The organism is Neisseria sp. KEM232, assembly GCF_002237445.1.
Taxonomy (GTDB): Bacteria; Pseudomonadota; Gammaproteobacteria; order Burkholderiales; family Neisseriaceae; genus Neisseria.
Map to the genome: position 1 here is coordinate 1 of NZ_CP022527.1, position 12,783 is coordinate 12,783.

Annotated in this window: 10 protein-coding genes; 3 read left to right on the forward strand and 7 right to left on the reverse strand. The window is 44.2% G+C overall.

All coding sequences use genetic code 11. The annotated features are described in order from the left end of the window. Positions 1-251 precede the first annotated feature (251 nt). The 3 genes from ileS (at position 252) to CGZ77_RS00015 (ending at position 5,174) form a co-directional block, all read left to right on the forward strand. Positions 252-3,038, forward strand: coding sequence for an isoleucine--tRNA ligase (gene ileS, locus CGZ77_RS00005; protein WP_009427280.1), 2,787 nt, complete (start codon positions 252-254; stop codon positions 3,036-3,038). A gap of 242 nt (positions 3,039-3,280) precedes the next feature. Then, positions 3,281-3,865 (forward strand): DUF924 family protein, encoded by a 585-nt coding sequence (locus tag CGZ77_RS00010; protein ID WP_009427281.1) that lies wholly within the window; start codon positions 3,281-3,283, stop codon positions 3,863-3,865. A 115-nt stretch (positions 3,866-3,980) separates the two neighbouring features. Beyond that, a complete protein-coding gene (locus CGZ77_RS00015) occupies positions 3,981-5,174 on the forward strand; it encodes an amino acid aminotransferase (RefSeq protein WP_009427282.1) in 1,194 nt (397 codons plus the stop codon). Positions 5,175-5,248: 74 nt separating this feature from the next. On the opposite strand, the gene CGZ77_RS00020 is transcribed toward CGZ77_RS00015, so the two are convergent. From CGZ77_RS00020 to CGZ77_RS00045, 7 genes are read right to left on the reverse strand one after another with little or no spacing between them, the layout of a single operon-like run. After that, on the reverse strand, positions 5,249-5,899 hold the full coding sequence (locus tag CGZ77_RS00020; protein WP_009427283.1) for an ABC transporter ATP-binding protein: 651 nt from the start codon (positions 5,897-5,899) through the stop codon (positions 5,249-5,251). Continuing rightward, positions 5,896-6,693, reverse strand: coding sequence for an ABC transporter permease (locus CGZ77_RS00025; RefSeq protein WP_009427284.1), 798 nt, complete (start codon positions 6,691-6,693; stop codon positions 5,896-5,898). The genes CGZ77_RS00020 and CGZ77_RS00025 overlap by 4 nt, the downstream gene beginning before the upstream one ends. Next, complete coding sequence (locus CGZ77_RS00030) at positions 6,693-7,883, reverse strand: polysaccharide export inner-membrane protein, BexC/CtrB/KpsE family (RefSeq protein WP_009427285.1); 1,191 nt, start codon at positions 7,881-7,883, stop codon at positions 6,693-6,695. Before CGZ77_RS00030 ends, CGZ77_RS00025 begins: the two co-directional genes overlap by 1 nt. Positions 7,884-7,903: 20 nt before the next feature. Further along, the gene (locus CGZ77_RS00035) at positions 7,904-9,067 is read right to left on the reverse strand and encodes a polysaccharide biosynthesis/export family protein (RefSeq protein WP_051040476.1); all 1,164 of its coding nucleotides are present in this window, start codon (positions 9,065-9,067) and stop codon (positions 7,904-7,906) included. A gap of 13 nt (positions 9,068-9,080) precedes the next feature. Continuing rightward, positions 9,081-9,731, reverse strand: a complete 651-nt coding sequence (locus CGZ77_RS00040) for a DUF115 domain-containing protein (RefSeq protein ID WP_009427287.1) — start codon at positions 9,729-9,731, stop codon at positions 9,081-9,083. Then, positions 9,724-10,695 (reverse strand): hypothetical protein, encoded by a 972-nt coding sequence (locus tag CGZ77_RS11845; protein ID WP_157697463.1) that lies wholly within the window; start codon positions 10,693-10,695, stop codon positions 9,724-9,726. Before CGZ77_RS11845 ends, CGZ77_RS00040 begins: the two co-directional genes overlap by 8 nt. After that, positions 10,696-12,768, reverse strand: a complete 2,073-nt coding sequence (locus CGZ77_RS00045; RefSeq protein ID WP_094030806.1) for a glycosyltransferase — start codon at positions 12,766-12,768, stop codon at positions 10,696-10,698. Positions 12,769-12,783 lie beyond the last annotated feature (15 nt).

Consider the following 12,783-nt stretch of genomic DNA (forward strand, 5'->3'; position numbering starts at 1 on the left):
CGATAGAGTAGGCCATAAAACGGGAACGGGTAAGGTGTGGAGTTAAGGGAGAGAATTATATACTTTTTGTTTTGGTTAACTATATATATGGCAGCTACCTTGCCACAGATGGACAAAGAATAAAAAGTGGCCGTTTCCTGACCTTATAATCGCCTTCTGTTTCCGCTACAATGCGAACATTCTTTTTCAGACGGCCTTTTAACTATAAAAGGCCGTGTCCTAATCCGACTCATACAAAACCGGAATAAAACATGACCGATTACCGCAAAACCGTTAATTTATTGGATACGCCGTTTTCCATGCGCGGCGATTTGGCCAAGCGCGAACCCGCATGGCTGAAAAGTTGGTACGAACAGAAGCGCTATCAGAAGCTGCGCCAAATTAGCGCAGGCCGTCCTAAATTTATTCTTCACGACGGCCCTCCTTATGCCAACGGCGATATCCATATCGGTCATGCCGTCAATAAAATCCTGAAAGACATTATTTTGCGCAGCAAAACGCTGGCCGGGTTTGATGCTCCTTATGTGCCGGGTTGGGATTGTCACGGTCTGCCGATTGAAGTGATGGTGGAAAAACTGCACGGGCGTGATATGCCCAAAGCCAAGTTCCGTGAGCTTTGTCGCTCTTATGCAGCCGAACAGATCGCACGCCAGAAAAAAGACTTTATCCGTTTGGGTGTGCTTGGTGATTGGGATAATCCTTATCTGACAATGGATTACCAAACAGAAGCCGATACCGTGCGCACTTTGGGAGAAATCTACAAAGCAGGTTATCTCTATCGTGGTGCAAAGCCCGTCCAATTCTGCCTGGATTGCGGCTCGTCACTGGCCGAAGCCGAAGTCGAATACAAAAACAAAATTTCCTCGGCTATCGATGTGGCGTATTTGTTCAAAGACAATGCAGCGCTGGCAGCTGCATTTGGTTTGGAAAAAATCGAGGGTGAAACCTTTGCCGTGATTTGGACAACCACGCCGTGGACACTTCCTGCCAGCCAGGCTATTTCCGCAGGCGCCGATATTGTTTACCAACTGATTGATACGCCGAAAGGCAAAATCGTTTTGGCCAAAGACTTGGCACAAGACGCTTTGGCGCGCTACGGTTTTTCAGACGGCCTCACAGTGTTGGCCGAAACCACAGGCGCGAAGCTCGAAAACCTGCATCTGAGCCATCCGTTTTTGGAGCGGGATATTCTGATGCTCAACGGCGACCATGTCACCACGGAAGCCGGTACCGGTTTGGTGCATACCGCGCCTGCCCACGGCTTGGAAGACTATTTTGTCTGCCTCAAATACGGTATCGAGATGATTAACCCTATCAACGCCCAAGGACGCTATATCGCAGGCACGCCGCGTGTGGAAGGCATGAGCGTATGGGAAGCCAATCCTGTGATTGTCGAGTGGTTGAAGGAAAACGGCCGCCTGCTTGCCGATGGCAAAATCGAGCATAGCTACGCCCACTGCTGGCGGCACAAAACCCCGCTGATCTACCGCGCCACCGGGCAATGGTTTATCGGCATGGACAAAAACGGGGCAGACGGCAAAACCCTGCGTAACAAGGCTTTGCAGGCAGTGGACGACACCGAGTTTTTCCCCGCTTGGGGCAGGGCACGTTTGCAGGCCATGATTGAAGGCCGCCCCGATTGGGTGGTTTCTCGCCAGCGTTTTTGGGGCACACCAATGACGTTCTTTGTGCATAAAGAAACGGGTGAATTGCATCCCAATTCCGCTGCGTTGCTCGAAGCTGTTGCCAAGCGCATCGAAGAAAAAGGCATTGAAGCATGGTTTGCCTTGGATAAAAGCGAGCTGCTCAGCCCGGAAGACTGTGAACAGTATGAAAAACTGGCCGACACCATGGATGTATGGTTTGATTCGGGCTCTACTCATTATTCTGTTTTGAAGCAGCGCGAAGAGTTGGCCTGGCCTGCCGACCTGTATCTCGAAGGCAGCGACCAGCACCGGGGCTGGTTTCAGTCTTCCATGCTGACAGGCTGCGCGACCTTGGGGCGGGCGCCTTACAAGCAGCTTTTGACCCACGGTTTCGTTGTCGATCAAAACGGCAGGAAAATGTCGAAATCATTGGGTAACGTCGTTGCGCCGCAAGAAGTGTATAACGAATTTGGCGCCGATATTCTGCGCCTGTGGGCAGCGGCCACCGATTACAGCGGCGAGCTGGCGATTTCCAAAGAAATCCTGAAACGGGTGACCGAAAGCTACCGCCGCCTGCGCAACACCCTGCGTTTTCTGTTGGCCAATCTGAGCGACTTCAACCCGATTGAAGATGCCGTGCCGCAGGCCGATATGGTGGAAATCGACCGCTATGCGCTGGTGCTGGCGCGCAAATTGCAGGAAAAACTGGCCGGCGATTATTATCCGCGCTATGCCTTCCACTTTGCCGTGCAAGACATCGTGGCTTTCTGTTCGGAAGATTTGGGTGCGTTCTACCTCGATATTTTGAAAGACCGCCTCTATACGACCAAAGCGGACAGCCATGCACGCCGCAGCGCGCAAACCGCGCTTTACCATATTACCCGCAGCCTTGTTCTGCTGATTTCTCCGATTTTGTGTTTCACAGCCGAAGAGGCGTGGGACATCATCGGCGGCGGCGAGGAAGACAGCGTGCTGTTCCACACTTGGCACGATTTTCCGCAAATGCCCGCCGCCAGTGAGGCAGAGTTGGTGAAAAAATGGCAGGCAGTCCGCGAAGCACGCAATGCGGTTACCGCTGCCATCGAGCCGCTGCGCGTCGACAAATCGGTAGGCTCTTCCTTGCAGGCCGAAGTGTCGCTGACCGCGCCGGAAGATTTGGCTGCCGCACTTGAAGCCTTGGGTGAAGAATTGCGTTTTGCCCTTTTGGTTTCCCGTGCCGAAGTTCGATCAGGCGCAGAGCTGGCCGTTGACGTGCGGGTAAGCGGCGGAGAGAAATGCGAGCGTTGCTGGCACTATACCGCCGATGTCGGAACGGTTGCGGGACATGAAACCATCTGCGCCCGCTGCGCCGACAATATCGACGGACAAGGCGAAACCCGCAGCTATGTCTGATGGTTAGAACAGTCTGATACGCTGAGGCCATCTGAAAACCCGAAAGGTTTTCAGATGGCCTTTAAGTTTGTAAGCAAAAACATAAAAATCATTGGATTGTGCAAAAAATTTGCGTTAGTCAAAAAAAACGACCGTTTGTTTTTAAAAATAACCGATAAAACCAAAAGTAATAGTCGTTGGGGCGGTTGTAATACAATCGCGCCCTTTTCCACACAACCACCCCACTTTCGAAGGAAGCATAAATGCAGCTGATGTATATGACTCCGCAGGAAATTTTGGATTTCTGGTTTGATAAAGATACACGCCGCCATTGGTTTACGAAAAGCCAGTATCTGGATTTGAAAATCCGAGCAACCTATGAGCGGATTTTTCGTGATGCCGTGAATTGCGAATTGTCGGATTGGCGCGATACCATTCAGGGGCGTTTGGCCGAAATCATTATTTTGGATCAGTTTTCCCGCGCCATTTTTCGTGGCAAGCCCCATGCCTATACGCAGGACCGCATGGCGCTTTTGCTGGCGCAGGAAGCAGTCCGCCATCAGTCCTTTCCCTTTATGGAAGCGCGTCAGCGCCAATTTATCCTGATGCCCTTTCTGCACAGCGAAAACCGCAATATCCATACCACGGCGATGGGTCTGTTCCAACGTTTCGGCACGCGTAAAAGCGTATTGTTGGAGCAGCAGCACAAATCAGTTATCGACCGCTTCGGCCGCTATCCGCACCGCAATGCGATATTAAGACGGCAGACTACGCCGGAAGAAGCTGCATTCCTCAAACTCTATCCGAGCGGTTTCGAGCCGAACGAAGATGACGACGACGACGAATAAACCATGTTGACAAACCTCGGCTGCACAGAGGCCGTCTGAAAACCTATATGCTTTCAGACGGCCTCTGTACGTGTACAATTTCAATTCCATCCCAACCGTTTTGAGGAGAAATACCATGTTCCGACACATAGATTTTTATCCCGGCGATCCGATTTTGAGTTTGGTGGAAACTTTTAATGCCGACCGGCGCGAAGGAAAGGTCAATCTCGGCATCGGCATTTATTTTGACGGAGAAGGCCGTCTGCCTGTTCTGCCTTCGGTACGTTCGGCAGAAATCGAGCGGGCAGCGGAGGCTCAGCCGCGCTCTTATCTGCCCATGGAAGGTTTGGCACAATACCGCAGCGCGGTGCAAAAACTGGTTTTCGGGACGGAAAACCCATTGCTGCAAGAGGGTAGGATCGCGACGATTCAGACCTTGGGCGGTTCGGGTGCACTGAAAATAGGCGCAGATTTTCTGCACCGCTGGTTTTCCGAGGCAAAGGTCTATGTCAGCGATCCGACGTGGGACAACCATAAAAACATTTTCGCCGGCGCGGGTTTCGAGGTCGGGACTTATCCGTATTACAACGCGGCCGATGGCAGTCTGCGCTTCGATGAGATGCTGGTTTTTTTCGCCGGATTGCCGGCACGCAGCGTATTGGTGCTGCATCCGTGCTGCCATAACCCGACAGGTGTCGATCTGAGCCGCAGCCAATGGGACGAATTGCTGAAAGTGCTTGCGGAACGCGGCCTCATTCCGTTTATGGACATGGCTTATCAGGGCTTCGGCGAAGATTTTGACAATGATGCCTATGCCGTACGCCGCGCCGCGCAGATGGGTTTGCCCGTGTTTGTTGCCAATTCGTTTTCCAAAAATCTGTCGTTTTACGGTGAGCGCATCGGTGGACTGAGCGTGGTGTGTCCGAGTGAGGCAGAAGCGGATTTGGTGTTTGGTCAGCTTAAAGCCTGCGTGCGCCGCATTTATTCCAGCCCGCCCGCGCATGGCGCGTTTGTTGCTGCTGCGGTCTTAAATACGCCGCAGTGGATGGCGCAATGGCGGGACGAAGTGGCGCAGATGCGCGGCAGAATCCGCGGAATGCGGCAGTGCCTGCACGCTTTGCTGCGAGAGCGGCGGCCGCAGAGAAATTTCGATTATCTGCTCAACCAGCGCGGTATGTTCGGTTATACGGGATTTTCCGCAGAACAGGTTCGGCGGCTGCGCGAAGAGTTTGCCGTTTATTTGGTGGATTCAGGGCGGATGTGTGTGGCCGGCCTGAACGAGGGCAATATCGAGCGTGTTGCTGATGCGTTTGCCGCTGTGTCGGAGTAGGGCAAAAAAGCAAGAGGCCGTCTGAAAACCTTTTTTGGGGTTTTCAGACGGCCTCTTGATGTATAAAAGGTTTTTTAATTCATTGAGTTGTAATAAGCGTAGGCTTTTTCCATATTCTCGAAGCGGTGCATATGTCCGCGTTCCAGCACCATGGCGTTGTCGCAATATTGCCGGATGGCGTTGTCGCTGTGGGAAACGAGGATAATCGAGCGGTCTTTGCGCTTTTCAAACAACTCGTGTTTGCACTTGTTGGTGAAACGCGAGTCGCCGACAGCGATGACTTCGTCGATCAGGTAGCAGTCGAATTCCACGGCCAAAGACAGGGCAAAGGCCAAACGTGCTTTCATACCCGAGGAGTAGCGTTTGACGGGTTCGTAAAGATAGCGGCCAAGTTCGGAGAATTCTTCCGTAAACTGTTTGACGTAGTCGATATCGACATCATAGATGCGGCAGATGAAGCGCAAGTTGTCCATTCCCGTCAGGCTGCCTTGGAAGGCACCGGAAAAAGCCAGCGGCCAGGAGATGCTCATCGTGCGCCTAATTTCTCCTTCGGTCGGCGGTTCTACACCGCTGATCAGGCGGATAAGCGTGGATTTTCCGGCTCCGTTCCGTCCGAGAATGCCGATTTTTTCGCCTTTTTGCAGCGAGAAATTGATGTCGTTTAAAACGGTACGTTTGCCTTGGCGGGTTTGGTATTGTTTGTAGACGTGTTCTACTGAAATCATTGCGGTTCCACCCCTTTGCTGAATTGGGCGACCATGGACAGGCCGAGAAGCAGCAGAATCAGATTGCATAAGACAATAAACCACGGGTTTTCATAGGTAATTGAACTTCCGCCGAAATAACCTGCGCGGAACATTTCCGTGCCGTGTACCATCGGAATCATCAAAACATAATGCTGTATCTGCTGGGGCAAGTTGTGTACAAAAAAGAATGCCCCCGAAAGCGGCATCATCACAAAGCTGAGGCTGTTCCATACTTTGCCGAACGGCTCGAAACGGAAAGCGACCGAGCAGATAACCAAGCCTAATCCGATAGCAAATACGGACATCAGCAGCCAAGCCAGCAACATATAAAAAATATCGGCGGGCGGTTCGATCCACTGCACGGCAATCAATACACCCATAATAAGTATTTGGGCGATGGTCGCCCCTGCAATTTCCAAAAACATTCGGGCCAGAATGGTATCCAATACGCGGACATTACGGTGGTAGAGCAGGCTGGCGTTAGCGCTGATCGAACCGATGGCGCGGCCGGAAGCATTGCGCCACATCATCATCATCGGATAGCCGGTAATGACAAATGCGATGATGTTTAAGGAAGAGACATTGCTTGCCCTGAAGAATTTCCACATTAGGACAATAACTAATGTGAACAGCAGGGGTTCGACGAACAGCCATAAAAAACCAATATTGTTGCGTCCGTAGCGCGTGATAATTTCGCGCATCAGTAGGGCGCCGATTACCCGTTTTTGAATCGCCAATGATTCGCGAAACGAAGTTTTATGCAGCTCTTTCATCAGTTTTTATGCTCGCGTATGCTGGCCGACAGCAGGCTGGTGATGCCGTAGATAATCAAGCCGATGATGAAAGTGGCAATGATGTTGTACAAGCGCGCGGGTTTTTGCGCCAAGTCGGGTTTGCTGGGGCGGGAGATTACTTCAAGATAAAGTTGTTGCCGGTCGGCTTCGGCTTTGGCGTTTTCTAGTGAAGTAATGGCCGCTGCCAATTGTTTTTCGGCAAGTTCGTTTTCCAGATAGATGCGCTGGTATTCCGACGCCTGACTGCTTAAAGAATGATCTCCCCCACCCGAAATGGCACGCAGCTGCCGGGCAATTTCTTGGCGCAGGCTTTTTTCCCGAGCCGTCAGGCCGGAGATTTGCGGGTTTTCCGGTGTGATAGCTTTAACCTGATCCAATTGGGTTTGGATGACAATTAGTTCGTCTTGTAGTTTGGAAACCAAACCGAGTTGAACATCGGATTGTGCTTTTAAGTCGAAGATGCCGTTTTTGATTCGGAATTGGGCCAGTTGCGAAGAAGCTTCTTTGACCTGTTTTTCTGCTGATGTTACAACTTCTTCAGCATAACGGATGGTGTCTTTTCTGGCTCTTTCATTCAGCTGATTAATGAGTGCCTCGCCTTGTTTGAGCAGGGCCTCATTGATTTTCTGGGATTCTTCCGCATCAAACGAGGTAACATTTAGGTTAGAAATTCCCGAAACCGAATCAAAGTGAATGCCGATTTTTTCTCTGTAATACTGATAAAAAGCTTCGTTTTCTCCCGTTAATCCGAATGCATTGAAACGGCTGAAGATATCCCCTTTTGTTTCGTAGAATTGTCGCACGGGCATTTTTTTCATTAGTGCATCAAGCGATGAGCGAGACTGCATATATTCTTGCACAGTATAGATATCATCTTGTGAACGCGAAAATCCAGAATTTTGCAGAATCGCCCCCAAACCACTTAATGAGGTTTGATTTTTGGGTGAGCGAACAACGAAACTGGATTGGGAGATAAACTGTTCTGAGGCAATCAATCCGAAATATGTTATCGAACAAATAGTGGGTACAGCAACAGTAATCCAAAAAAGCGGACTGATTTTTTTCAGAATGTTTTTTTGCTTCTTTTTTTGTGGAGGAGTCGGCGTCTCCGTCGCTACTTGTGCCGATTGTTTCTCAGAGGTAGAAGGATTGGCAATTTGATCAGACATAATCTAAAAAACTTTCGTGGTTAATTGGTCAGATTGTTGATGCTGTTTGCACTGCTAACCACAGGAGAAAAGACAAACGACAAGAATTTTTGAACTTCTGCCAAAGGTGCGTTAGATACATAGACCACATCTTTGTTTTTGATGGGAAAACGCTGCATCCAAAACAGAGAGTTGGCATCAGTGAGATTCAAACGGTAAACGACAGGGATTTCCGCTGTAAGGCTGTATCCCTGTGTAATCCATTTGGATTGTTTTTCAGACGGCAGTTCGGACAGGGGCGCATAACGGAAAACAAATACACCGCGCGCATCGGCACGCCTGTCTTGTAAACCACCCATACGACCGACCGCTTCTGCTAATGACAACCCCTTCACGGAGAAACCGATCTGTTGGGTTCTTCCAACCGCCCCCATCGATGTGAAACTGCTGGGATTGGTAATCATGGTAATAATGTCGCCTCGGCGAAGTAGGATGTTTTGTTGTGGATCGGATACCAGATCTTCTAATGCAACTGTTTTTACCTGATTCCCACGTGTCAACTGGACATTGGTGTCTTGTACATTGGCAGTGGAACCGCCAACAGCAGCTATTGCATCCAACACCCGCTCTCCTGCCGTGGTCAGCGGCATCCTGACGCTATTACCCGCACGGATAACGGAAACGGTTGCGGCATTGTTTTGCACTGTTCGGACGATAACTTGCGGTTGGTTCGCCATTTTTTTCAGACGGTCTTTGATTAAGTCCTGAATCTGTGCCGGTGTTTTTCCGACAACTGAAACATCACCGATGAAGGGAACGGAGATTGTTCCTTTACTGCTTACCATTTGATCAGGCAGTTTAGCCTGCTGTGCATTACCCGAACCTACGGAAGATAGAGAGCCACCGAATAATAAGGCAGGGGGAGCTTCCCAGATAGTAATGTCCAGCATATCACCAGTATAAATAATGCCTCCAGACGCTGCTCCATTACCGAACTGAGCGAGAGATTGGCTGTTTTGTACTTGATAGAGGGATTCAGTAACAGCATTGTTGACATCAATCAACTCCACTGTAGGTGTTACAGATTCCCTTTGTACGACATTTTTTAAGGAGACTATATTTTTAGCACTTGGACCAGAGGATGGTATAAAAGCGCAAGCAGATAGAGTCCACAATATCGGGTAGATTAAAATTTCTTTTTTCATAAAGTAGTTTTAGTTATCCTAGTAGATCATTTAAATCCTGAAATTGCAAATAATTTCTTATTAATGATTTGGGATTTGTGTTATAAATAATGCCACCCCTCTCTCTGATGGCTAAATCTGCATTGACAATATTAAAAATTTGTACACTACTTTTTGAATCATCAATTTGAATTTCATTTTCAAGATAAAACCTAGCATTTTCTTGATTATAGATTAGATCTACCCCTAGAAGGTAGATTTCCCTAATTCCTAGATAGCTAGCAAGTTGGATAGCAAGCATCACTGTTGTACACCCATAATAATAACCATGATATAAGTCAAATGAAAAGCCATCTCTTTCAAGAGCTGAGACATAATATACATTATCTATATCATTAGGATATACATCTATAATTTCTTTTCTGAATACCTTAATCGTATTTTTACCCAATCTATACGTTGCTAATTGTTTCTTCATAGCTACATCAAAAAAACGTTTGTCTGATACGACATAATATGATTGTGTAAAATCAAATTTTTCTGATAATAAAGTAGATGCATTAATACCGATTGTAACTTCATTTTTCAGCTTTGAGAGATCGTATTCGTTTATTGATGGGCCATTTGCTAGAATAAAGCAGCGATTTCCTCTTTCTCTATCCTTTAATTTTCTAATATCATACATCAGTTAATATCTCCAAATAGATTTTATTATATATTTCAAATAATTTATCGGCTCTAAGATATTGATCAAAAAAATCAAATGATTTTTTTTGATAGTCTCGAACTAAATCGTAATTAGCTAATAGTGCGATCGTGTTCTTCGAAATATTACTGGGATTACATCGATAGAAAGGTGGCATTTCTGGTGCAGTAGCAAGCGATGCTAACATGAATGAAGAAAAATAATCAGCATTGTTGATAACAACATTGCCTGCACATAAACCTTCCAAACTAATCTGGTGATAAGCTCCTGTACTTATTTCATCAATAGAAACATGGCATGTCTTTCTTACTTCAAGTAGTGTATCTTGTGGCAAAGGAGAATCAAGTTTAATTATCTCAATACTTTTCATTTTCTCCAATGAGGATATGACTGTATTCAATTCCTCTGAAAATTTATTATTCCACCTTCCGCCACGTTTATGCGTTGGGGAATACATGACTCTTAACGGTTCATCATCTTTTACCAAGTTTTTACTAGGTGCACCAAGCACAATATTAGGAACAGGATAAAAATCTGGGTAGTGCCTAGGATGATATTGCCCAACAACTAGCTTCTTTGAAAAATTAACACCAAAAGAATTTGTTTTATCAATAAAAATAGGTCCTTCTCTTAATGGAGAATGAACATGATAAATAAATTTTTGATTACTTTTCCATGTAATATCATGAAAAATATTGAAATCATTATGGATGTGTATAATATCAGCTTCTTCTATATAAGATAGTAGTTGATCAGTTAAGTATGGTATTTTTTTATTCCATAAAATTGAATACTTCATAAATTTTTCGTTTAAGCCTGATTTTTCAGGATAATCACCCAATATAATCGAATGTGATAAATATCCATTTTTTTCGCATAGGTAGCTAAGTTTTCCAGGAGCACCAACTAATGGGGTATTGGATAGATGCACTATTTTTTTCATTCACTGACACTCCACGTCGAAATATAAACCGTCTTTTGACGCATATAGATAGAAATTAGCCAAGTTGTCAAAGGTTGGATTAACTAGTAAATTTTGATATTTTAAGAAAACTTGTTCTGTAACATATAGACCATTTGTTAAATTAGCCATCGATATACACAATTCACTATGATATTTAATATTATTATTCTCTATTTTTGATAAACTCAAGTATATTTTAATATCGTAATTACGATTTTTTTCTTTAAAAAGATCAATCCGATAGTCGTCTTTCGATGATATGACAGGCAATAATATATTAATGTCCCTTGGCAAAATTTCCTGTAATACCTTTCTAATGTATAAAGATAAATTTAAAGTAGTGTCATAAATAAACGTTTTTCTAATAGGTTTTTCTTCTAATTTATTAATATTATCTTTATGAATTAAATAGTAACCTAATACATTACTAGTGACTAACTTATTGTTTTTTTGTTTTGGGATAATTTGTATTACATTTATTGTATGATTGCAATGATATAGGGATAAAGAAAAATTTTCAGTATCGTCCAGTATGAAGATATTCCTAATATTTGATAATCTATCCCTGTTGGCATTGTTTAATTTTTCAAGCATATGAAAGGGTTCTATTTCACTAAAATAATCATCATAACAATAAATAATGAGTTCCCCATCTCGCAAAGGTAAGAAATCTTTGTGTCTATGAAGTAGAGGAATTAATTCTTCTGCAATGGGATTATACCGCTCAGGGAGAAGAATCATGGTTCTTAGGTGCGCTTTCTTTGCATCCATTTCTGGAAAGACAATAAACCCACTAGGAGAAATATCCAATTTTTTTATTTTAGGACGTAACAATTTATTTTCTATTGGGATTGTATCGTGCTTATTTTTTAGAAGTATAAAATTGTATTTTTTAATTTTTAAATAAACTGGCTGAAAGTATCGGGAATCTTTAAAAAATAGGATAGGATTTCTAAAGAATTTCTTAATTTTTTTCTTTATTCTCATAAATTTGCTTTCGTTATTTCTAATTGATAGTAATTTGTCCAGATTAATTTTAATGGGGTGATATTCTCCTTTTGAAGATTGCTCTCCATATATAATGCCATTAATATTTTTTAAAAAACAGGCATTCCACTCATAAATGGTTTGTTTGGAATATTTAATAATATCAGTATTTTTTATTTTTGTGGAAATAGCATTTTTAATAGTCTGTGCAAAAATATTGATATCCCATATAGGAACTGTATGGGCAAATTTATAGTTTTGTATAAATTGACATATGCCACAATGTTCCCATAAAACAATTTGGCATCTGTTTAATATGGCTTCGCTGGCAACCATAGACCAAGTCTCAAAAATACTGGGTATAAGTACGATATCCCCAGTATTGACTAAATTTTCTAAATTTGCATCCACTCCATCAATAAAATTAAAATTTGGATGGTGCATAAACGTTTTTCTTAGCTTATCATCACCCACCAATGTAATATTTAAGGAGGGTTCTTTCTGGATTATTTTTAATAGAAATATCGTACCTTTTAAATAGTCTCCTCTTCCAATAAAAAAAATTTTTCTAGAATTATCCGATGGAATATTGTTTTCTCGTCTGGCGTTATGCAAATATATTGGATTAGGTATAATTACAACATTGTCTAAATTATCAAAAAATAATCTGCTGATGTCTACAGTAATTGACGAAGGCGCTGATATGATGTGTGCTTTGTTAATCTCAGCTTGTTCTTCACGGATTAACTCAGCTGATACCGCTAGATTTTGAAGATAGTTGCAATATGTTCTACTTCCATGTAATCTGATATGTAGTCTCGGATGGTTAATATATTTACTTGCTGTTCTAGTCTCGGGAGCTTCAACAATAGTTATCTCGTTATTATTGATAAAAAGTGCCACTCTTTTTCGAAAATCTTCTATAGGTTCCCCAAGCCTAATACTTAATATTTCAACAGTAAAGTGCTCTGATAATATATCTTTTGCTTGTTTGGTATATGCAGTTACTCCGCTTTTGTGAGATGCAAACGGATCAATAAACAAGTAATCTATTTTTCTTGACATATTGTAATTTCATAT